Annotated in this window: 21 protein-coding genes and 1 tRNA gene; 13 read left to right on the top strand and 9 right to left on the bottom strand. The window is 62.0% G+C overall.

All coding sequences use genetic code 11. From position 1 onward, the window contains the following. Window positions 1-13 precede the first annotated feature (13 nt). Both Q0R02_RS04260 and purF read right to left on the bottom strand, forming a co-directional pair. Window positions 14-727: an SDR family NAD(P)-dependent oxidoreductase gene (locus tag Q0R02_RS04260; RefSeq protein ID WP_293881155.1), complete on the bottom strand. Its 714-nt coding sequence runs from the start codon at window positions 725-727 to the stop codon at window positions 14-16. Further along, entirely contained in the window at window positions 727-2,187 is a 1,461-nt protein-coding gene (purF, locus tag Q0R02_RS04255; RefSeq protein ID WP_293881153.1) for an amidophosphoribosyltransferase, read from the bottom strand. The genes Q0R02_RS04260 and purF overlap by 1 nt, the downstream gene beginning before the upstream one ends. Before the next feature lie 89 nt (window positions 2,188-2,276). Here purF and hisI point away from each other — a divergent pair, with 89 nt between their 5' ends. Beyond that, a complete protein-coding gene (gene hisI / locus Q0R02_RS04250) occupies window positions 2,277-2,630 on the top strand; it encodes a phosphoribosyl-AMP cyclohydrolase (protein WP_293881151.1) in 354 nt (117 codons plus the stop codon). A gap of 22 nt (window positions 2,631-2,652) precedes the next feature. Here hisI and Q0R02_RS04245 read toward each other — a convergent pair whose 3' ends face one another. From Q0R02_RS04245 to Q0R02_RS04235, 3 genes are all read right to left on the bottom strand, one after another. Continuing rightward, window positions 2,653-3,036 carry a VOC family protein gene (locus tag Q0R02_RS04245; RefSeq protein WP_293881149.1) on the bottom strand — a complete coding sequence of 128 codons (384 nt, stop codon included), beginning with the start codon at window positions 3,034-3,036 and terminating at the stop codon, window positions 2,653-2,655. 70 nt (window positions 3,037-3,106) lie between these two features. Next, window positions 3,107-4,909, bottom strand: a complete 1,803-nt coding sequence (locus tag Q0R02_RS04240) for an acyl-CoA dehydrogenase C-terminal domain-containing protein (protein WP_293881147.1) — start codon at window positions 4,907-4,909, stop codon at window positions 3,107-3,109. Window positions 4,910-4,959: 50 nt separating this feature from the next. Beyond that, window positions 4,960-5,385, bottom strand: a complete 426-nt coding sequence (locus Q0R02_RS04235; protein WP_293881165.1) for a MerR family DNA-binding transcriptional regulator — start codon at window positions 5,383-5,385, stop codon at window positions 4,960-4,962. 99 nt (window positions 5,386-5,484) lie between these two features. Between Q0R02_RS04235 and Q0R02_RS04230 the strand changes: the two genes are divergently transcribed. Beyond that, a tRNA-Met gene (locus tag Q0R02_RS04230) sits at window positions 5,485-5,561 on the top strand. 62 nt (window positions 5,562-5,623) lie between these two features. Beyond that, window positions 5,624-6,586 carry a thioredoxin-disulfide reductase gene (gene trxB / locus Q0R02_RS04225; RefSeq protein ID WP_293881145.1) on the top strand — a complete coding sequence of 321 codons (963 nt, stop codon included), beginning with the start codon at window positions 5,624-5,626 and terminating at the stop codon, window positions 6,584-6,586. A gap of 3 nt (window positions 6,587-6,589) precedes the next feature. Here the strand turns inward: trxB and Q0R02_RS04220 are convergent, their stop codons facing one another. The 4 genes from Q0R02_RS04220 to Q0R02_RS04205 are packed head-to-tail and all read right to left on the bottom strand — an operon-like array spanning window position 6,590 to window position 9,407. Next, on the bottom strand, window positions 6,590-7,387 hold the full coding sequence (locus Q0R02_RS04220; RefSeq protein WP_293881143.1) for a hydrolase 1, exosortase A system-associated: 798 nt from the start codon (window positions 7,385-7,387) through the stop codon (window positions 6,590-6,592). Next, window positions 7,372-8,028, bottom strand: a complete 657-nt coding sequence (locus tag Q0R02_RS04215; RefSeq protein ID WP_293881141.1) for a hypothetical protein — start codon at window positions 8,026-8,028, stop codon at window positions 7,372-7,374. Before Q0R02_RS04215 ends, Q0R02_RS04220 begins: the two co-directional genes overlap by 16 nt. Window positions 8,029-8,060: 32 nt before the next feature. Beyond that, window positions 8,061-8,348, bottom strand: coding sequence for a phosphopantetheine-binding protein (locus tag Q0R02_RS04210; protein WP_293881139.1), 288 nt, complete (start codon window positions 8,346-8,348; stop codon window positions 8,061-8,063). 33 nt (window positions 8,349-8,381) lie between these two features. Next, entirely contained in the window at window positions 8,382-9,407 is a 1,026-nt protein-coding gene (locus Q0R02_RS04205) for a GNAT family N-acetyltransferase (protein WP_293881137.1), read from the bottom strand. A 43-nt stretch (window positions 9,408-9,450) separates the two neighbouring features. Between Q0R02_RS04205 and Q0R02_RS04200 the strand changes: the two genes are divergently transcribed. The 10 genes from Q0R02_RS04200 to Q0R02_RS04155 form a co-directional block, all read left to right on the top strand. Further along, on the top strand, window positions 9,451-10,959 hold the full coding sequence (locus Q0R02_RS04200; RefSeq protein ID WP_293881135.1) for an acyl-CoA ligase (AMP-forming), exosortase A system-associated: 1,509 nt from the start codon (window positions 9,451-9,453) through the stop codon (window positions 10,957-10,959). A 41-nt stretch (window positions 10,960-11,000) separates the two neighbouring features. Beyond that, entirely contained in the window at window positions 11,001-12,155 is a 1,155-nt protein-coding gene (locus Q0R02_RS04195; RefSeq protein WP_293881163.1) for a pyridoxal-dependent decarboxylase, exosortase A system-associated, read from the top strand. Window positions 12,156-12,270: 115 nt separating this feature from the next. Beyond that, window positions 12,271-12,909 (top strand): XrtA/PEP-CTERM system exopolysaccharide export protein, encoded by a 639-nt coding sequence (locus tag Q0R02_RS04190; RefSeq protein ID WP_293881133.1) that lies wholly within the window; start codon window positions 12,271-12,273, stop codon window positions 12,907-12,909. An 11-nt stretch (window positions 12,910-12,920) separates the two neighbouring features. Then, window positions 12,921-14,456 carry an XrtA system polysaccharide chain length determinant gene (locus Q0R02_RS04185; RefSeq protein ID WP_293881131.1) on the top strand — a complete coding sequence of 512 codons (1,536 nt, stop codon included), beginning with the start codon at window positions 12,921-12,923 and terminating at the stop codon, window positions 14,454-14,456. Between the two features lies 1 nt (window position 14,457). Beyond that, window positions 14,458-15,411 carry an AAA family ATPase gene (locus tag Q0R02_RS04180; RefSeq protein ID WP_293881129.1) on the top strand — a complete coding sequence of 318 codons (954 nt, stop codon included), beginning with the start codon at window positions 14,458-14,460 and terminating at the stop codon, window positions 15,409-15,411. Next, window positions 15,408-17,006, top strand: a complete 1,599-nt coding sequence (locus tag Q0R02_RS04175) for a hypothetical protein (RefSeq protein ID WP_293881128.1) — start codon at window positions 15,408-15,410, stop codon at window positions 17,004-17,006. Before Q0R02_RS04180 ends, Q0R02_RS04175 begins: the two co-directional genes overlap by 4 nt. A 24-nt stretch (window positions 17,007-17,030) precedes the next feature. Then, window positions 17,031-18,080 (top strand): XrtA/PEP-CTERM system-associated ATPase, encoded by a 1,050-nt coding sequence (locus Q0R02_RS04170; RefSeq protein WP_293881127.1) that lies wholly within the window; start codon window positions 17,031-17,033, stop codon window positions 18,078-18,080. 18 nt (window positions 18,081-18,098) lie between these two features. Next, window positions 18,099-18,956 (top strand): XrtA system polysaccharide deacetylase, encoded by an 858-nt coding sequence (locus tag Q0R02_RS04165; protein ID WP_293881125.1) that lies wholly within the window; start codon window positions 18,099-18,101, stop codon window positions 18,954-18,956. Further along, window positions 18,953-19,978: a FemAB family XrtA/PEP-CTERM system-associated protein gene (locus tag Q0R02_RS04160; RefSeq protein WP_293881123.1), complete on the top strand. Its 1,026-nt coding sequence runs from the start codon at window positions 18,953-18,955 to the stop codon at window positions 19,976-19,978. Before Q0R02_RS04165 ends, Q0R02_RS04160 begins: the two co-directional genes overlap by 4 nt. Continuing rightward, window positions 19,978-20,843: glycosyltransferase (locus Q0R02_RS04155; RefSeq protein ID WP_293881121.1), on the top strand; the 866-nt coding region annotated here is incomplete at its 3' end. The genes Q0R02_RS04160 and Q0R02_RS04155, both read left to right, overlap by 1 nt.

Below are 20,843 nucleotides of genomic sequence, written 5' to 3'. Positions count from 1 at the left end.
CATTTCCGACCGGTTAATTGATCTGGCTAATGCGCTCGCGATGGGCGATCTCGAAGCCGTGGATCGCCAGTTCAGTTATGCGGGCAGCGACCGCCTCGGGCGGCTTAAGTCTCGCAGGATCCTCGCCCGGATACGCCTTTGCGCGCATTGCGGTGCGGGTTGCCCCCGGATCAACGATCGCAACGCGGACGCGGCCAATGTTCGCGAGTTCATCGCCATAGGTATCAAGCAGCGTTTCGAACCCGGCCTTCGAAGCTGCATAAGCACCCCAATAGGCACGAGGCGCGCGCGCAACTCCGGAGGTAAGGCCAATCACCCGCGCGCCCTTGCTGGCGCGCAGCATCGGGTCAAACGCCGCTATCATGGCCGCCTGGGCGGTCAGGTTCAACGTCACAATCCTCGCAAACTCCTTGGGATCAATGTGTGGCACCGGTCCCAAGCTGCCCAGCATGGCGGCATTCAGCACCAATATATCGAGTGCCTTCCAACGTTCGAATATTGCTCCGGCAAGCCGTCCGACGCTCTCACCGTCAGTCAGGTCGAGCGGCGCAATGGTGGCGCTTCCCCCGGCCTTGTGAATTTCATCCTCGACCAGTTCGAGCCCCGCCGTCGTGCGCGCTGTGATGACCACATGCGCTCCTTCGGCAGCCAAAGCGATCGCAGTAGCCGCGCCGATTCCGCGCGAAGCGCCGGTAACCAGCGCGAGTTGTCCATCAAGCCTGCCCATCAGACGACGCGTTCGGCAAGCATCTCGAACTGATCCTCGACGGCGTTTTCGTCCTGATCGGTCAGCCGCGTCGGATAGTCGCCAGTGAAGCAGGCATCGCAATATTGCGGCCTGATGTCGGCCCGCTGCGCCTCTCCCAACGCCTTGTACAGACCATTGATCGACACGAACGCGAGGCTGTCGGCATGGATGAAGTCCTGCATCTCACCGACGTCGAGACGGTGCGCCAGCAGCTTGTTCCGTTCGGGCGTATCGACGCCGTAATAGCAACTGTGCCGAGTCGGCGGGCTGGCGATGCGCAGGTGGATTTCGGCGGCCCCGGCATCGCGCATCATCTGGACGATCTTCAGGCTGGTCGTGCCCCGGACAATCGAATCGTCGATCAGGATGATGCGTTTTCCCGCGATCAGCGCGCGATTGGCGTTATGTTTAAGCTTCACGCCCAGGTGCCTGATCTGATCGCCCGGCGAGATGAATGTGCGCCCGACATAATGCGAGCGGATAATCCCGAGTTCGAACGGGATGCCCGACTGTTGCGCATAGCCGATGGCCGCCGGCGTCCCCGAATCGGGCACCGGAATGACCAGGTCAGCATCGACGGGGCTTTCGATAGCAAGCTGCGCGCCGATGGCCTTGCGCACCGAATAAACGCTCGACCCATCGACGATCGAGTCGGGACGGCTGAAATAGACATGTTCGAAAATACAGGGGCGTGGGAAAACCTTGGCGAACGGCTTGACCGAGCGCAACTCGCCGCTGCCCGTAACGATCACAATTTCACCCGGCTCGATCTGCCGCACATATTCCGCACCGACAACGTCGAGTGCCACCGTTTCAGAGGCGAAGATTACGGCATTGCCGAGTTTGCCCATCACGAGTGGCCGGATGCCGAGCGGGTCACGGCAGGCAATCATGCCCTCTGGCGTCATGCAGACCAGCGAATAGGCACCCTCGACCTGCTTCAATGCGTCGATGAATTTGTCGAGCAACGTCCGGTAAGTGCTTGTCGCGACAAGGTGTATGATGACTTCGGTGTCACTGGTTGACTGGAAGATCGATCCGCGCCGTACGAGTTCTCGCTTGATCGCCATTGCATTGGAAATGTTGCCATTGTGCGAGACTGCAAACCCGCCGCTGGCAAGATCGGCATACAGCGGCTGCACGTTGCGAATCGCGGTTTCGCCCGTCGTTGAATACCGAACATGCCCACACGCCGAATCACCAGGCAGCCCGCGAATGACCTCGTCCTGGTCGAAGTTGCCGGCAACATGGCCCATTGCCCGGTGCGAGTGGAAATGATGCCCGTCCCAAGACGTTATACCCGCAGCCTCCTGCCCACGATGCTGAAGGGCATGGAGCCCCAGGGCAACCATGGCGGCGGCCGAATCGGCCCCGGAGACGCCAAATACGCCACACTCTTCACGGAGTTTGTCGTCATCGAAAGGATGCGTTGTCAGCAAGTTTTGGGTGTCCGTTGTCGGCGTCGGATGCCGCGCATATAGGAGGGGTCTTCGGAAATGTCTCGCTTTTGTAACAGGAAATTATTGCCGTGACGGAACGAGACAAAACCCTGACGCTTAACCCCGCCTGGGATGCGGCCGGTTTGATCACCGGCATTGTCACTGATGTCTCTTCAGGAGAATTGCTGATGGTCGCGCATCTGAATGCCGAAGCGCTGGCACTGACGCAGTCGACCGGGATCGCACATTTCTGGTCACGCAGTCGGTCGCGTCTTTGGAAGAAGGGCGAGGAGTCGGGAAACATCCTGCGCGTGCGCGAACTGCGGATCGACTGCGATCAAGATGCACTCTGGATCATCGCGGAGCCTGCTGGCCCCGCGTGTCATACCGGAGAACGAAGTTGCTTCTTTCGGCGGGTCGAGGGAACGCTGTTAATAGCGTGACTGGCCAGTAAGGCAGGTGTTTTCAGCTTGTCATGCGATGGACTGCACAGAGCTTGTTCCCGGCAGGATCTCGTAGATAAGCGAGAAAGAGCTTGCCCATATCGCCATCGCGGATGCCCGGTGGATCTTCACATGTCGTTCCGCCGTTCGCGACACCTGCGGCATGCCACGCCTCAGCTTGCTCGGGACCAGTTGTGGCAAAGCCGACTGTGCCACCATTAGCGCAGGAAGCAGGTTCGCCGTTGATCGGCTTGCTGACCGCAAAAAGGCCGGTCGGAGCCCTCCAGAAAACGCGTCCCTTGTCGTCTGCTCGGCCAGGCGCGACGCCAAGTGTTCCAAGCACAGCGTCGTAAAACTTCTTGGACGCGACCAGATCGTCGGCGCCGACCACGATGTGACTGAACATAGCTTTCCCTTACCCTGTCTTATCAGCATCACCGTGCACAGATTGCGCGGTTGTGTCGAGCCGATGTTGATCAGGCCGCTTCGAAAGCCTCTTCGGGCAGCGCCATCAGACTTTCCGAGCCACCTTCGATCTTGCGTCGAAACGAGCTTGCGTCGGGCATGATACGCTCGGCAAAGAAGCGCGCAGTAATCAACTTGGCTTCGAGGAAAGCCTTGTCCCCCTGACCCGCCGCCAGTTGCGCGTGAGCAGCGGTCGCCATGCGCAGCCACATCAGCCCAAGCGAGACGATACCCATGAGGTGCATGTAGCTGACCGCGCCGGCGCCCGCGTTGTTCGGGTTCGCCATGCCGTTCTGCATCAACCACATCGTCGCCGCCTGAAGCTCGCCGTTTGCGCGTTCGAACCGGGTCGCAAAGTCGGTCAGATCAGGGGTGGTCTTGGCGGTCGCAATTTCGGAGGCGATTATGCCGAAGAACAGCTGGATCGCCCGGCCGCCGTCGCGCCCCAGTTTGCGGCCAACCAAATCCATAGCCTGGATGCCGTTGGTGCCCTCGTAAATTTGGGCGATGCGGGCGTCGCGGACATACTGTTCCATACCCCATTCGGCGATATAGCCATGGCCACCGTATACCTGCTGCGAGTTTGTCGCGATCTCATAGCCCTTGTCGGTGCCATATCCCTTGATAACCGGGGTCAGCAACGAGATCAGGTCGTCGGCGTGCTGGCGCTCTTCCTCGGTTTGCGCCCTGTGCGTCAGGTCGACCTGCAGCGCACCCCAAAGAATCAGCGCACGGAGACCTTCGTTGACGGCTTTTGCTTCCATCAGCATCCGGCGGACGTCGGGATGAACAACCAGCGTGTCGGCCTTTTCGCCGATATCGACAGGGCCGGTTAGTGCTCGGCCTTGGCGGCGGTCCTTCGCATAGTGAACGGCGTTCTGGTAAGAGACCTCGCCCATGGACAGGCCCTGAAGGCCGACCCCGAGTCGCGCTGCGTTCATCATGATGAACATGGCGGCAAGGCCCTTCATCTCTTCACCAACCAAGTAGCCGATCGCGCCGTCGTAGTTCATCACGCATGTCGAATTGCCGTGGATGCCCATCTTGTGCTCGATCGAACCACAGACGACGCCATTGCGGCTCCCCAGTGAGCCATCCTCGTTGACGAGGAACTTCGGCACGATGAACAGCGAGATGCCTTTGACAGTGTCGGGCGCGCCGGTTGTCTTGGCGAGGACAAGGTGAATGATATTCTCGGTCAGGTCGTGCTCGCCCGACGAAATGAAAATCTTGGTGCCGGTGATGGCGAACGATCCGTTGGCCTGCGGTTCCGCCTTGGTACGGATGAGGCCGAGATCGGTTCCACATTGTGGCTCGGTCAGGTTCATCGTTCCGCCCCACTGCCCCGACACCATCTTCGGCACATAAAGAGCTTTTTGGGCATCCGATCCCTTTGCGAGGATCGACGCAACGGCACCGTGGGTCAGTCCGAAATACATCCCGAACGCGAGGTTGGCGCTGCTCATATATTCGGTGAATGCGGTCGAGACGACGTGGGGCAGGCCCTGGCCGCCATACTCCTCAGGCGCGCTCAATGTGCTCCAACCTCCGGCGACAACGGCGTCATAGGCGGCCTTGAATCCGGTCGGGGTGGTGACCGAGCCATCTTCGTGACGGGTACAACCTTCGCTGTCGCCCACCTGGTTGAGCGGGAACAGCGTTTCAGCAACGAACTTCCCGCCTTCGTTCAAGACGGCGTCGACCAGGTCAGGGGTCGCATTCTCGAAGCCGGGCAGGTTAGCGTATTTTTCGAGGCCGACGACAGCATCGAGGACGAAGCGCGTGTCGCGAACAGGGGCGGTGTAACGGGGCATGAGTCTCTCCAAAAATCGTTTGTGCTGCCCGTTGTCTAGCAGCGTTAAAATTAGTGCGCTTCGGCTTCGGCTGCTTCGACGGTGGTCACGAATCTGGTCAATTCGTCCATCGCGGCATCGATGTCCGCGCGTTGCCGTTTCAGCAGGGCGATCCGTTCGAGGCACCGCTCGATCGTGACGTGACGCTGGGTAACACGCCCGTCGCCGATGTCGTAGAGGTCGATCATCTCGCGGATATCGGCCAGTGAGAACCCAACACGCTTGGCGCGTAATATCCAAGCGAGGCGCGCGCGATCGCGGCTGGTATAGATTCGCGTGGTTCCCCGGCGGATTGGAGAAATCAGCCCCTCGTCCTCATAGAAGCGCAGGGCGCGGGCGGTGACGCCGAACTCCTCTGACAAATCCGAGATCGAGTAAATATGACGTTCGCGAACGTCGGGCGTGTTAATCGTTGCATGCGTGCCAAGATCAGCCATCGCCAACACATACTTGACGTTTCCGTTAAGGGCAAGCGTATTCATCACCGTGTTGACCGCCCCGGTGCAGCTTCCTATAGCGCCGCTTCGCTCAGGTAGGGCGGAGTAGCTCAGCTGGTTAGAGCGCGGGAATCATAATCCTGATGTCGGGGGTTCAAGTCCCTCCTCCGCTACCATATCTATTGCTTCACCCAACGGGGCGGCAAGGTGCGGCACCCGTCCCATGCGAAAGTGCCCGATGCCTGCTACTCATTCCACGCGCATGTTGATTCTTGGTTCGGGACCGGCGGGGTTGTCCGCGGCGATCTATGGCGCGCGGGCGGGGATGGCGCCGATAGTCGTCCAGGGGATCCAACCCGGCGGCCAGCTGACGACGACCACCGATGTCGAAAATTATCCCGGTTTCAAGGACGTGATTCAGGGGCCCTGGCTGATGGAACAGATGCAGGCTCAGGCCGAACACGTCGGCGCGCAGATGATGTGGGACACGATCGTCGACATCGACCTGTCGCAGCGCCCGTTCCGATTGGTCGGCGATGGCGGCACGGTGTATTCGTGCGACACGCTGGTGATCGCGACAGGTGCCCAGGCGAAGTGGCTGGGTCTGGACAGCGAAGAATCCTTAAAGGGCAAGGGCGTCAGCGCCTGCGCGACTTGCGATGGGTTCTTCTATCGCGGCAAAAAGGTTGTCGTGATCGGCGGCGGCAACACTGCGGTCGAAGAAGCGCTGTACCTGACCAACCACAGCCATGATGTCACGCTGATCCACCGCAAGGATCACTTTCGCGCCGAAAAAATCCTTCAAGAACGCCTGTTCAAACATCACGGTATCAAGGTGCTGTGGAACAAGCGCGTCGAGCGGTTTGTCGGGGGCGGCGATCCTGAGGGGCTGGTCGGCCTGGACCTGATCGACACCGTGACCGGCGAGCCTTCGCATATCAGTACCGACGGTGGCTTTGTAGCGATAGGGCACCATCCCGCGACCGAGATATTCAGGGGCCATCTGGAACTGGACGAGGATAGTTACCTGAAGGTGGAAACCGGATCGACGCGGACCAGCATTCCGGGCGTGTTCGCCTGTGGCGATGTTATGGATAAGGTGTATCGGCAGGCAGTGACGGCCGCCGGAACCGGCTGCATGGCCGCGCTCGATGCCGAGCGCTTCCTTGCCGAGGCCGATTTCGAGGACGTCGCAGCCTAGGCGTCAGCCTGCCAGCGCCGACAAGATCGTTTGTAGAAGATTGGTAAAATCCGCCGTGCTGGCAAAGCTGTGCGAGACGCTGTCGAACGTGTTGACCTGCACCGTCGGTAGGTCTCGCGCGTCGGCAAAGATATCCTGCTGCCACGCATCTGCAAAAGCGACCGCCGTAGCGTCTTGGCTGGCCAGCAGGATCGTTGTTGGGATGGCGTGGGCGACGAGCGCTGCGAAAAAGGCCTCGGCGAGCGGCGCATCACGTTTCGGCATGGCGAGTCGCCCCAGGCCGCGCCCCAGTGCGCCCAGGTCTATCCGCCCCGTCAGCAAAGCGGCCCAAGCGGCGGGATCGCGCAAGCGCCGAACATACCGGCTTTTGATCGCCGCGACCGGTGGCAGGTCATCGGTGGGCGGGATCACCCAAGGGTTGGCAAGAACCAGCGCGTCGATGGCGGCATCGGCGCGGTGAATTACGAGCGCGGTTGCGGCATCGCAATTCCCGAAAGCGACTATCCGCGTGAGGGCAGGAACAGTTTCGTAGAATGCCCTGACGGCGGCGGCGATGTCTGGGCCACTCAACGCGTAACCCGCATTTCGGCCTTCGGAATCGCCGATCCCACGCCGGTCATAGCGAAAAACCGGATAGTCTCGTTCGGCAACAGCCGCAGCGAGTTCGGCCATTCCCCGATGCGCGCCGATCCGGATTTCATTGCCTCCGGAGACGATCAGCAAACCGGTCGCCCCCGTGCTGGTATCGAGCGTTGCAGCAAGCTCATCACTTTCGCACACGAACGTCAGTGAATGGCGCATGTGGCGCTCCAGTTTTCGATGGAGTTGACGCAGGCTAGCACAAATTCGGGGTCGTCGCCGGGTTCGGCGTTGCGCCAGAGCCGCGTGCCGACCAGTGCTTCATCGCGGGTGCCGATGTCCTCGACCGGGCGGGCGGTGCGCCGGCCCGAAGAAGACAGGGTTGCCGCGGCCAATTGGCAATACAGCGCCGGGGACAGGGTTTGACCGGCCAGCAGGGTCGGCTCGACACGCGCGCGACGGTCAATTTCGGTAGCGGTTGTGGTCGATGACAATGCGGTTGCACGTACCATGTCACGCAAAACCCGCTCGCCCGTTTCGGGAACAAGTCGCCAACCATGATCGGCAGTCGTGTCGAGTATCGCTCCTCCGCGTATGGCAACCGTCAGGCATTGCCCCTGATCTTGTCGCAGATTGCTGGCAAGGGTCGAAACGACTTCACGCCAGTCATCAAGCGAAACTTCCGACAGTGGCCTAAGGCTTTCACCTGTCCCGGGCAGGTCGGGCAGAATGCTGCCGATACCGCGCATCGCCAGCGCCCGCATCAAGGATACGGTGAACCGCCGCATCCGATTGGCTTCCTCGAACAGCGCCGGCAGTACGAGCACTGTCAGTGGCAGGCCGATCCCATGACGCAGCAGCATTTCGCTGCCCCCCCGCCAGGCGTAGCGTTCGTTCAATCGGCAGACTTGCGAACGGCATAGTCCGCGAGCGATCCAAATGTGGCGAGCAAATCCTCATCGACGTCGTCATCGTCGATCACGATACCCAGACGATCCTCGAGTTCGGTCAGCAACCCAGCCACCGCCATCGAATCAAGTTCGGGCAACGCGCCGAACAATTCGGTGCTGTCGGTGAACGCGTCGGCTCGTGCGGAGTCAATGGACAGCACGTCACGCAGCACGGCGCGCACGATCCGTTCGATTTCATGCCGTTCAATTTCATGGCGACTGCCTGTCGTCATCCCCATCCACCCAGCCTGTCAAAGAGGGGCCAATTAACGGTTCCGCACCCGCGCGACAAGCGTTCCGCAATTTGCCCGGATTGCGCCGAGAAACCCTGCGAAAGTCCGCTTGTTGTACAGATTTACCGTAAACAGCGGTGTGCGTGTATCCATCCAGTCGGCCTTGTAGCGGTCGTCGCCGGTCCCGAAATCGATCAGGCGGACGTGATCGACATCAATCGCGCGTTCGAACATGGCTGCGCTCATCAGGCTGCCCGGCGAGAATTCTGCGGCACTGTCGCGATGGGCAAGCTTGTGGATGATCGCCACGCCATTTTCGGTGGTCCACAACTGCGCCACAACCGGAGTGCCGTCGATTTGCCCGATCCCGAGCCGCAGATTGCCCGCAGCGCCCTCGTCTTCGGCCATCGCGCGCAGGAATTGGTGGGAGCCTTCCTCAGGCTTCCAGCTATCGGCGTAGACGGTTTGATAGTCCCCCCAGGCGTCGGAGTCGAACCGGTCGAATATGGTAATGTCCAGCCCGGCCTTCGTGCCCTTGCGCTTCACGGTTGAACGAAGCTCGCCGGGACGCGCCGCCCAATATTCAGCAAAACTCTTGCCGGAAACATCGACGGTCCAGTTACAACTCGTTTCGGTCACGGTGGCCGACCAGTGCGCGCGACCAAATGCGCGGGTCAGGAGGTCGACGTTTTCCCGGGTCATCGGAGCGAGGTGGATCGAGGACAATCGTTTGCCGATCCGGCGCGCAATGGCGGTCAGCATTGCCCCCATGGTCTTTTCTTCGGGTGTTCCGGTAAAGATTGGGCCGAACTTCAGCGAATACCAGCTTGCCAGCGCCTGAGCCTTGCCGTTGCCAGTTTCGACGAGGAACAACCAGGCGTCAGATCCCTCGGCCCGGGCCCGCGCAATCAGGGGATAGGGAGCGGGGGGGCAATGCTCCATTGTGCGGGCGAACCAGTCGAACCGGTCGAACAACGAAGTTTGCTCGTCACGCTCCAGTCCGGCCGCGCTTCCCTTGGCATCGGCTAGATTACGGAATATTTCACCCTTTACCCACAAAACACTTTATCTCCCGGTCGACCGTGCAATTAAAGGAGCAGGTGTGGAAGAACCAGACCCGATCCCGCGTCCGCTCGATCACCTGTTCCTTCACGGGACTCCCGATGGGCCCGCGCTGGTTACTAAAACGGTAACTCTCTCTTACGCGCAAGCCGAACTGGCGGTTGGACGGCTGGCAAAAGCACTATGGAAGCTCGGTTTGCCGAGCGGCGCGAGGGTGGCGACGTGGCTTCCCAAGACGATCGAAGCGTGCCTGATGCCGTTGGCAGCGGTGCGGACCGGGCTGGTTCATATTCCGGTCAACCCCGTCTTAAGGCGCGGGCAGGTGGCCTATATCCTCGCTGACAGTGGCGCGGCGCTGTTGCTGACGGCAGCAAGCCGAGCCGCCACGCTTGAGGCGGGCGATCTGGCTAGTGCGGTGTTGTGGATGGAAAGCGACGCCATTGGGGCGAGGGGAACCGGCGCGGCGCTCGCCCCTTCCACAGCCCGTGCCGATGATCTTGCCGCCATTCTTTACACGTCGGGCTCCACCGGGCGACCGAAGGGAGTCATGCTCAGCCATGCGAACCTGTGGCTTGGGGCGGTCAGCGTGGCTTCGTATTTGAAGCTGTCACCGGACGATCGGACGCTGGCGGTGCTGCCGTTGGGGTTTGACTATGGCCAGAACCAACTTTTTTCGACCTGGGCCGCCGGCGGCGCGGTCGTGCCGTTCGATTATCTGATGCCACGCGACGTCGTGCGGGCGGTCGAGCGCGAGCGGATCACGACGCTCGCCGCGGTGCCGCCGCTGTGGCTCCAATTGATTGAGAGCGATTGGCCCGTTGGCTCTACCGATAGCCTGCGACGGCTGACCAATTCGGGCGGCGCGCTGACGCCCGGCTTGATCGACCGGATGGGCGCCGTTTTTCCGAACGCCGACATCTATCCTATGTATGGCCTGACCGAGGCGTTTCGGTCGACCTATCTTGACCCGCAACTGGTTGCCGATCATCCCACGTCGATGGGACGGGCGATCCCCCTGGCAGAAATCATGATCGTCCAGCCCGATGGCACCGAGGCTGCGACGGGGCAGCCGGGCGAACTGGTGCATGCCGGGCCGCTGGTGGCGCAAGGCTATTGGCAGGACCTAGAGCGCACCGCACAAAGATTTCGTGCGGCACCGTCATGGTCGCGGCTGGGCGGGACTGCGGTATGGTCGGGCGACACGGTGATGCGCGATGCCGACGGGCTGCTTTATTTCGTCGGCCGGGAGGATGAAATGATCAAGACGTCCGGCCACCGGGTAAGCCCATCGGAGATCGAGGAAGCGGCTTTGGCGAGCGGCCTTGTCGCCGAAGCCGTTGCGTATGGCGTTCCAGATCAGCGCATCGGTCATGCCATTCGCTTGGTCGCGCGAGGCGATGCTGCCGACGAACCCGCCTTGCTCCTGCACCTGAAAAACGAACTGCCAGGACATATGCAACCGCGCTTGATCGACTGGCGCCACGACATGCCCCGAAACGCCAACGGCAAGGTCGACCGCGCCGCCATTCGCGCAGAGGGAACAACGTGAAACCATCGGGCACTATACCCCGCTGGTTCGACGCGACGCGCATGACGGCAGCGATGGAGCATGCCGACGTCACGCCGTCATTCATCTACGACTTCGCCATCGTGCGTGACAAGGTGGCGATGCTGCGCGGTGCGCTGCCCGCCGGGGTCGGCATTCACTATGCCATGAAGGCCAACCCGCTGCCCGCGATGGTGACGGCAATGGTCCGGCTGGTCGACGGCATCGATGTTGCTTCCGGTGGAGAACTGGCGGTCGCACTGGCGGCGGGAGCGACGCATGTTTCGTTCGCAGGACCGGGTAAGCGCGATGCCGAACTGGCAGCTGCGGTTGCTGCCGGGACCACCATCAACCTGGAATCCGAAAATGAGGCTTGCCGCGTGTTGAGCATTGCCGAACGTCTGGGTCGGACGCCCCTGCTGGCGGTTCGGGTCAATCCCGATTTTGCCCTGAAGGGGTCCGGGATGAAGATGGGCGGCGGCGCTGCACCCTTCGGCGTCGATGCCGAACGCGTGCCTGCGCTGGTCAAAAGCCTGATTGCGGAAGGCGCAAACTGGCGGGGATTTCATATCTTTGCGGGGAGCCAATCGCTCGACAGCAATGCGATTGCGGATACGCAGGCGGCGACGGTGGCGCTGGCGGCGCGGTTGGCGGAGGAGGTCGGTGCAACCCCGCCGCTGGTCAATCTTGGTGGTGGCCTGGGCATCCCATATTTCGCGGGCGAGCAGCCAGTCGACCTGGCGGTGATCGGCGGACAACTGAGCATAGCGCTCGACGGACGGGCGGATGTGCTTGCGGACACTAAATTCGCCGTTGAACTTGGTCGCTGGCTGGTCGGCGAATGCGGACTCTATTTGACGCGCGTGATCGATCGCAAGGAAAGCCGGGGCGAGACGTTTCTCGTAACCGACGGCGGGCTCCATCATCAGCTGGCGGCGAGCGGCAATTTCGGCACAGTTGTCAGGCGCAACTACCCCATTGCAGTTGCCAGTCGGTTCGGATGCGACATCGAGGAAACGGTAAGCGTCGTCGGCTGTCTGTGCACGCCACTCGACCGACTGGGCGACCGCGTTGGCTTGCCCCGCGCTGATGTGGGCGACGTCATCGCGGTTTTCATGGCCGGCGCTTATGGCGCATCGGCCAGCCCGGCAGCCTTTTTGGGCCATGGACCCGCGCATGAACTGCTGACCGGGCTTTAGCTAAACGCTATATTCACCTCTTGTGGGCTATCCGAAAGCGACCCCGTGGCCCGAGGGTGCGTCCTGTACGCGCCCGTGGACGTGACATCATGGGTGGATTTAAAGGGTGAGATCGATGCGTTTTTCGTCGCTTGTGCTGAGTATCTGTGCCGCCGCAGTCGCGCTTTCGGGTTGTGCCGGTGGTGGGTCGGGTCGGCAGCTGCCGCCCGCGGCGTTCGTCAGTGCCACGGGCGATGGACCCAGCGAGGAATATGTCATCGGGCCGCTCGACCAGCTGACAATCTTCGTCTGGCGCAACCCGGAGCTTGGCGCGAAGGTCCAGGTGCGGCCAGACGGTCGGATCACGACGCCGCTGATTGCCGACCTCCCCGCCGTGGGCAAGACCCCCGCGCAGCTTTCCGCCGACATCAAGACGGCATTATCAGCCTATATCAACGACCCGCGCGTATCGGTGATCGTTGACAATTTCTCGGGCACTTTCTCGCAGCAGGTTCGCATCGTCGGGGCCACCGAAAAGCCCGCCTCGATCCCGTATCGCGCGAACATGACCCTGCTCGACGCCATGATTGCTGTTGGCGGGCTGTCCGAACGCGCATCGGGTGACCGGGCACGGCTGATCCGCGCCGACCGCAAGACCGGCAAGCAGGTCGAGTTCCAGCTGAAGCTCGGTCGCCTCCTGAAACAGGGCGACGCGACCGCGAACGTCAGGCTCGAACCCGGCGACGTCATCATCATCCCCAGCAGCGCTTTTTAAGGAATGCGCGCGTGAACGGCCTTTATGATGAACTTCTGGTTGCGCTGCACGGCGTGTGGCTGCGACGCTGGCTCGTGCTCGGCGTGGGCTGGGGCATTGCGCTGGCGGGTTGGGCGGTCATCGGCCTGATCCCGAACCGTTACGAATCAGTTGCGCGCATCCTGATCCAGACGCAATCGCTGTTACCAGACAAAGTGGGCATCACCTCTCAGGATCGCCAGCAGGGCATCGAATCCGTGCGGCAGACACTGACGTCCACCGTCAATCTGCAGCAAGTCGTTCGGGGCACCGATCTGGCGCAGCGGGCCAAGACCGACAAGGAGGTTGCCGATACTGCCACTGGCCTTGCCAAGAACATCAAGATCGTTTCCCAGCAAGACAATTTGTTCGAGATCAGTGCGTCGTCCGGCGATACTGGCCTGTCCGATGCGGCCAACGCCCGGCTGTCTCGGCAGATCGTGCAAAAGCTGATCGACCTGTTCGTCGATGGGAATCTGGCGGGGGGTCGGATCGAGACCGGGCAGACGCTGAAGTTCCTCAACGCGCAGCTCGACATCAGGGGCAAGCAACTGGCCGATGCCGAAGCGAAACGGCAGGAGTTTTCGCAGAAATACATGGCGCTGTTGCCGGGGGCGGGGTCAATCTCCGACCGTATCGATGCTGCGCGCACGGAGATATCGCGGATCGATTCGGACCTTTCGGCGGCGCAGAGCGGGCTGGCGGCGGTCAATGGCCAGCTTGCCTCTACGCCAGCAGCGACGCGGACTTCGGGCGTCATGTCGGCGGGATCGGCGGGCGACGGACGCGCGGCCATTCAGGCGCAGATTTCAGATGGGCAGGCGCGCGGCTGGACTAACCAGCATCCCGACATGGTGGCACTCCGCAGCCAGCTGGCCCGGACGCCGACCGGCAGTGGCGGTGCGGGCCGGATGAGCCCGGGCACCTCCACGCCCAATCCGATGTATGTCAGCCTGCGATCGATGCAGGCGGAAAAACAGGCAGTCGCGGGCGCGCTTGCGTCACGCAAGGCTCAGATCCAAGGCCAGATCAACAGCGTGCTGGCAGCGCAGGCCGCCAACCCGGAGATGGCCGCGCAACAGACCGAGCTCGATCGCAACTACACCGTGCTGAAATCGCAATACGACAAAATGCTGAACGACCGCGAGGATGTGAAACTGCGTGGGCAGGTCCAGACCCAGACCGATTCAGTCAAGTTCAGCGTTATCGACCCGCCATCGGCACCGCGCGTTCCGGCGGCACCAAATCGCCCGCTGTTGCTGACATTGGTGCTGCTGGTCGGCATCGGCGCCGGAGCAGGCGTTGCGTTCGCTATGGGCCAGTTGCGCAAGACTTATGCCACGGCACCGCGCCTCGCTTCTGCGAGCGGCTTGCCGGTGCTCGGGTCGATCGGCGAAGTCATCCCGTTATCCGAAAAGACCGAACGCATCCGCAAGCTGAAGCTGTTTGCAGGGGCAGGCGCGGCGCTGGCGGTTGTCTATGCCATTCAGCTAATCGTCGAATTCGTCCAGCGCAGTATGGTGGCCTGAGATGACGCAAACCCGCCAGACGCCTGCCGCGCCCACTTTGATCGAGCGCGCGGCCCAGATTTACGATTTCGCCCGCGTTGCCCGCCCGCCGGCCGTCACGCCGCAAGCGCCTCCGATAGCGGATGAGGCACGGCTTGGGCTGGTCCAGCTGCCCCCGGTCGCGCCCGAGACGCCCGTAACAATTACGCCGGCGCAACCCGTTAAGGCCTACCGCATATCGCGCCCGGTGATTCCGGTCGACATCGATCGTCTGCGCGAAGCCGGGTTTATTATCCCCGATGGCCCACCCGGCACGCTGGTCGAGGAATTTCGTCTCGTCAAACGCCAGCTGATCCTGAACGCCAATGGCGGCACCAGGGGCAAACCAATCGAACATGGCCGGATGATCCTGATCTGTTCGGCACAACCCAACGAAGGCAAGACCTTCTGTGCGGTCAACCTGGCCCTCAGCCTGGCCAGCGAGCGCGATACCGAAGTGCTGCTGGTCGATGCCGATGTCGCCAAGCCCGAGGTTCTGTCCACACTTGGGCTGGCGGGCGACGCGGGCCTGATGGATGCGCTTGCCGACCCGACGATCGATGTCGAGGACCTGGTCATCCGCACCAGCATTGCCAAGCTCAGCGTGCTTCCGGCGGGCAAGGCCCTGCATGACGATACCGAACTATTGGCATCGGCGCGAACGAAGGTAGTGCTGGAAAGCCTCGCCACATCGAACCCGAACCGGATCGTGATATTCGATTCGGCACCCGCGCTTGCTGCCTCGCCGGCTTCGGTGCTGGCGCTGCATGTCGGGCAGGTCCTGATGATCGTCCGCGCCGACCGCACCACCGAGGCTGAACTGAAGGATGCCATTGCGCTCGTGGATGGCTGCGACACGATCAGTCTGTTGCTCAATGCCGCCAGTTTCGCTGGCGGGACCCGGAGCTTTGGCTCGTATTATGGACACGACAAATGACCACTCGTGCCTTCCTACTGACTGTTACGGCCTGTGTCATCGCGTCTTCATCCGGCGCGCAGGCAAAGTCCCGCACCGAGGTCCGCCCCTATCTCGAGATCGACCAGACGGTCTTCGGCGACCTCCAGAACGGCGGATCGTCGGCCTACACCACAGTCGCCGCCGGAATCGACGCGTCGATCAATACCGAACGGACCGAGGGCCAGATTACCTATCGCTACGAACACCGCTTCGGCTGGGATAAGGACCTGGGTGATTCGGACGTTCATAGCGGTCTGGCGCGGGGCCAGTATGCGCTGGTGCCAAACCTGCTGAAAATCGAGGCAGGAGCGCTCGCCACGCGCACGCGGACCGATATCGCTGGTGTTGCCGCCAACCCGGTGATCGGCAATCCCGACAACGTCTCGCAGCTTTATTCGATTTACGCCGGCCCGACGCTGGCAACGCAGCTTGGCGCCTTTAACGTCGGGGCAGCCTATCGATTTGGCTACACGCACGTCGAAAATCGCCTGCACGGCGGATCGGGGCAATCGGGTATCGGCGCATTCGATTCATCGACAAGCCACGTCGCGGGTGCAAATATCGGCATGAATGTCGGCGTCCTGCCCTTTGGCTGGAATGTCAGTGGCGGCTATGAACGTGAAGATTCCAATGAGTTGGACCAGCGTTTCGAAAGCGCCTTCGGTCGTGCCGACGTCACCGTGCCGATCTCTCCGACGGTCGCTGCGGTTGGCGGTGTCGGATATGAAAAGATCAAGTCGAGCGAGCGCGATGCCCTTCGCGACATCAATGGTGATGCCATAGTCGACGGCGGCGGGCATTTCGTGACCGACCCGAACAGTCCGCGTCTGCTGGCCTACGACCAGTCGGGCTTTATCTGGGATGCTGGCATCTTGTGGAGACCAAGCCCGCGTACTTCGCTGGAGGCGCGGGTCGGGCGACGGTATGGCAGCATGACATATACCGGTGCCTTTTCGTATCAGCCATACGACAATATGGCTTTTCAGGTCCGTGTTTATGACGGCATCCAAACGTTTGGACGCCAGATCAACAGCGCACTTTCCAGCTTGCCGACTCAGTTCACGATCCAGCGCAATCCGTTCGGCAGCGCGCTCGGCGGCTGCGTGTTCGGTGCGGCAGGCGGCGGCGCCGGTCGCTGCCTGAACGACGCGCTACAATCGGTGGCCAGCAGCGTCTATCGCTCACGAGGCATAGACGGCGTGTGGCGCTATACACGCGGGCCGTGGTTCGCCGGGCTCGGCATAGGGTATACGGAACGAACTTTCCTTGCCGAACAAGGCGTATTGGCGACGGTCAACGGGCTGAAGGATCGCAGTTACTACGCACAAGCGAATGTGTCCCGCCGCCTGACGTCCCATTCGGGCGTCGATGGCACGGTTTATATCAGCTGGTTTGAACCGGGTCTTGCCGGGACGGCCGACGTGATCGGGACGGGCGCGTCGGGCAGCTATTTCTACAATTTCAACAATCACCTGAGCGGCACGGCTTCGCTCGGCGTGTTCTCAACCCGGGTCGAGGATGTCGATTCATCCCTGACCGGGGCGGCGCAACTCAGTGCGCGGTATCAGTTTTAAGGCGGGAGGTTCCGGGAAAACGCAATGTACACAGACTATTACGGCCTCACGGCCGCACCATTCCAGCTGACCCCGGATGCGCGCTACTGGTTTGCCAGCGGAACGCACAAAAAGGCGATGGCGTATCTCGGCTATGGCCTGGCGCAGGGGGAAGGCTTTATTGTCGTTACCGGCGAAATCGGTGCGGGCAAGACGACGCTGACCGGCCATTTGATGGAAACGATCGACCCAGCCCGCGTGACTGCGATCCGGATCGTGTCGACTCAGGTCGAGGGCGACGACATGCTGCGTCTGACTGCACAGGGGCTGAACCTGCCGACCGAGGGTGTCGAAAAGGCGCAATTGCTCGACCGCATCGAACGTCATCTGACTGACACGGGGCGAAGCGGACGACGGACGCTGCTGGTGATCGACGAGGCGCAGAACCTGCCGACATCGGCGCTCGAAGAGCTGAGGATGCTGTCGAACTTCCAGGCGGGCGGCCACGCGCTGCTCCAGATATTCCTGCTCGGGCAGCCCGAGTTTCGCGACCGGCTTGCCGATTCGACCCAGCTCGAACAACTTCGCCAGCGCGTCATCGCATCGCATCATCTGGAGCCGATGACGGCGGGGGAAACGCGCGGCTATCTCGAGCATCGGCTGACCACGGCGGGCTGGACAGGACGACCGGTGCTGACCGACGAGGCCTGCGCGCTGCTTCACGAGGCAAGCGGCGGCCTGCCGAGAAAATTGAACACGCTGGCAACAAGGGCCCTGTTGATGGGCGCGATAGAACAGAGCGATACGCTGGATGCCAAGCTGATCGGACGGGTCGTCGCCGACCTGGAAGGGGATTTGCCCAAGGCAATCTCTATTGCACCAGAGCCGTCAACGTCTTCGACTCGTGTCGCGCCGACCGGGATTGGCACGCGGGACTCTAAGGCCGACGACCGCACCGAAGGCCTCGAGGCTCGTCTCGCGGTGCTCGAATCTCAACTTCACGAACAGGATGCGGCGCTGCGTCGCGTGCTGACGTTGCTGATCGACTGGGTAGAGCGCGAAGAACTCGCGATGGCCCGCGCGCCCGCCGCCTGAACCTGTTAGGACGCGGCCATGCTGAATGCGCTCTCGGTCGATATCGAGGATTGGTTCCAGGTCGGGGCTTTTGAAAAAGTGATCGACCGTTCGGACTGGGATGGGCTGGAGCAGCGCGTCGAACGCAACACCGATGCGGTGATCGCTTTGTTTGGGGAGGCGGAGGTCAAGGCGACGTTCTTCACGCTCGGTTGGGTGGCGCACCGGTATCCATCGTTGATCCGCCGTATCGTCGATGCCGGGCATGAAATAGCAAGTCATGGCTGGGATCACCGCCGGGTCTTCACGATGAGCCCCGCTGAATTCGCCGCCGATCTGGAACGCGCGCGTGGCACTTTGCAAGATGCTGCCGGATGTGCGGTAACCGGCTATCGCGCGCCGAGCTTTTCGATCGATCAGCGCACCCCATGGGCACATGAGATTTTGAGCAACGCGGGCTATCGTTATTCATCCAGCGTCGCACCGGTCAAGCACGACCATTATGGCTGGCCAGAGGCGCCGCGCTTTGCCTTTGCACCGGTCACGGGCAGCCCCCTCATCGAACTGCCCGTCACGACCGCGCGGTTTGCGGGCAAGAGGCTTGCAGCCGGGGGCGGAGGGTTTTTTCGCCTGTTGCCCTATGCGTTTTCGGCATGGGCGATCCGGCAGGTCAATGCGGCTGGGCAACCCGCGACATTCTATTTCCATCCATGGGAGATCGACCCCGATCAGCCCCGCGCTGCCAATGCACCGCTGCGATCAAGGCTGCGCCACTACACCAACCTCGACGCGATGGCAGACAAGTTGCGTCACGTCCTGCGCGATTTCGAATGGGGACGCGTGGATGCCGTTGTCCACGCCAACCACGGCGCTGACCGGGAAACGATTGCGGCGTGACCCTCATCCGACGGGCCGACCCGCATTCGGTCGAGGATTGCGCGGCGATCGATGCCTATCTGGAGGGACATCCCGATATGACGCCCTTCCATCGTCGCCAATGGATAGGGGCGGTGGCATGGGGATGCGGGCAGAAGGCGCACTATCTGGTCGCGGGTGATCCGATCCGCGGGCTCGTGCCACTGAACGAGGTTCATTCGCCGCTGTTCGGTCGCGCCTTGGTGTCGAGCGGATTTGCGGTCGGCGGCGGCATCCTCGCCGATGATATGACCACGACCGAGGCGCTTGCCGAACAGGTCTGGGAACTGGCGGCGCGGCTCTCCTGTCCGACCGTGGAACTGCGCGGCGGGACGCTGCCGGGGCATTGGCCGGAGGATGTTACAACCTATCTCGGCTTTTCGCGCGCGCTTGCGACCGACGACGAGGCCGAATTGCTCGCGATCCCACGCAAACAACGGGCGGAGGTTCGCAAGGCACTGGCGAACAAACTGACCGTCGATGTGGGCGATCACGATGCCCATTACGCAGTCTATGCCGAAAGCGTCCGCAATCTGGGTACGCCGGTCTTTCCCCGGGCATTGTTTGCCGCCGTGCTGGACGCATTCGGGGATGACGCCGACATACTGACTGTCAGACGGGATGGCGTTCCGCTCGCCAGCGTGCTCAGCCTTTATCATCGCGGAACGGTCATGCCCTATTGGGGCGGGGGCACGGCGGCGGCGCGGCCTGCGCGGGCCAACGACTTGATGTACTTCGCGCTGATGCGCCACGCCCGCGAACGCGGTTGCACACGCTTTGATTTCGGGCGATCGAAAGTTGGGACGGGGGCGGCGGCCTTTAAGCGGAACTGGGGATTCGAGGGAGTGCCGCTCGCCTATGCCAAGCGGACCGCGAACGGGCAGGCGGCGCGCGAGATCAACCCGCTCGACCCGCGCTACACCCTGCCGGTCAGGCTCTGGTCAAAGCTGCCGCTGGTCGTTGCCAATCGGCTTGGCCCGCTGATCTCCCGTGGGCTGGGGTGATGAGGGACATCCTGTTTCTTGCCCACCGACTGCCTTACCCGCCCGACCGGGGCGACCGGATCAGGTCCTGGCACGTCCTGCAGGCGCTGGCGAAAATCGCACCCGTCCATGTTGCAGCGCTTATCGACGACGATGCCGACCGCGTCCATCTGGCGAAGGTCGAGAGCATCGCGGCCAGCGTGACGGTCGAAGGGCGTAATCCGTCGAAGTTGCGCGCAATAGCGGCGGCGCTGCTCCGTGGGACACCGGCTTCGGTAGAGGCGTTCCGAAATGCCGCCTTGAAAACACGCGTCGACGCTATGCTGGCCACCGGTACGATCGATGCGATCTACGCCTTTTCAGGGCAGATGGCCGCCTATGTTCCAGCGAACTTCGCGGGCCGCTTCGTTATGGATTTTGTCGATATGGATTCGGCAAAGTTCGACCAGCTCGGTGGTTTTGCAAACCAACAGGAGGCGCGACGACTGCTGGCATGGGAAATAGCGGCGTCGCGGCGCGCGCAGGCATCGCTGTTCGTGAGCGATGCCGAAGCCAACCTGTTTCGTGGCCGGACCGGCCTTGCAGCCGGCGTCGTCGGCAATGGCATCGACCTCGATTATTTCGATCCGGCCAGCGTCAAGCCCGCGCCCAAGACGGGACCGTTGATCGTTTTCACTGGCCAGATGGACTACGCCCCCAATATCGAGGCCGTGACCTGGTTCGTCCACCACGCCCTCTCCCGCGTCACTGCGATCATGCCGGATGTGCGGTTCGCCATCGTCGGGCGCGCACCGATGCCTTCAGTCCTTAGCCTCGCCAGCAACACCGTCCTCGTCACCGGTGAAGTGGTCGACACCCGGCCATGGCTCGCCGCTGCCGACGTGGT

Source organism: Sphingomonas sp., from assembly GCF_025353885.1.
In the GTDB taxonomy this organism is placed as follows: Bacteria; Pseudomonadota; Alphaproteobacteria; order Sphingomonadales; family Sphingomonadaceae; genus Sphingomonas_O.
Note: the sequence above shows the minus strand (reverse complement) of the source record. Positions and strands in the feature narration are given on the sequence as shown.

Coding starts and splice junctions, on each gene's coding strand:
- Q0R02_RS04165 (WP_293881125.1), top strand. CDS start 18,099: ATGCTGAATGCGCTCTCGGTCGATATCGAGGATTGGTTCCAGGTCGGG.
- Q0R02_RS04170 (WP_293881127.1), top strand. CDS start 17,031: ATGTACACAGACTATTACGGCCTCACGGCCGCACCATTCCAGCTGACC.
- Q0R02_RS04195 (WP_293881163.1), top strand. CDS start 11,001: ATGACGGCAGCGATGGAGCATGCCGACGTCACGCCGTCATTCATCTAC.
- Q0R02_RS04220 (WP_293881143.1), bottom strand. CDS start 7,387: ATGCGCCATTCACTGACGTTCGTGTGCGAAAGTGATGAGCTTGCTGCA.
- Q0R02_RS04235 (WP_293881165.1), bottom strand. CDS start 5,385: ATGGCTGATCTTGGCACGCATGCAACGATTAACACGCCCGACGTTCGC.
- Q0R02_RS04175 (WP_293881128.1), top strand. CDS start 15,408: ATGACCACTCGTGCCTTCCTACTGACTGTTACGGCCTGTGTCATCGCG.
- trxB (WP_293881145.1), top strand. CDS start 5,624: ATGCCTGCTACTCATTCCACGCGCATGTTGATTCTTGGTTCGGGACCG.
- Q0R02_RS04215 (WP_293881141.1), bottom strand. CDS start 8,028: ATGCTGCTGCGTCATGGGATCGGCCTGCCACTGACAGTGCTCGTACTG.
- Q0R02_RS04260 (WP_293881155.1), bottom strand. CDS start 727: ATGGGCAGGCTTGATGGACAACTCGCGCTGGTTACCGGCGCTTCGCGC.
- Q0R02_RS04190 (WP_293881133.1), top strand. CDS start 12,271: ATGCGTTTTTCGTCGCTTGTGCTGAGTATCTGTGCCGCCGCAGTCGCG.
- Q0R02_RS04210 (WP_293881139.1), bottom strand. CDS start 8,348: ATGACGACAGGCAGTCGCCATGAAATTGAACGGCATGAAATCGAACGG.
- Q0R02_RS04240 (WP_293881147.1), bottom strand. CDS start 4,909: ATGCCCCGTTACACCGCCCCTGTTCGCGACACGCGCTTCGTCCTCGAT.
- Q0R02_RS04180 (WP_293881129.1), top strand. CDS start 14,458: ATGACGCAAACCCGCCAGACGCCTGCCGCGCCCACTTTGATCGAGCGC.
- Q0R02_RS04245 (WP_293881149.1), bottom strand. CDS start 3,036: ATGTTCAGTCACATCGTGGTCGGCGCCGACGATCTGGTCGCGTCCAAG.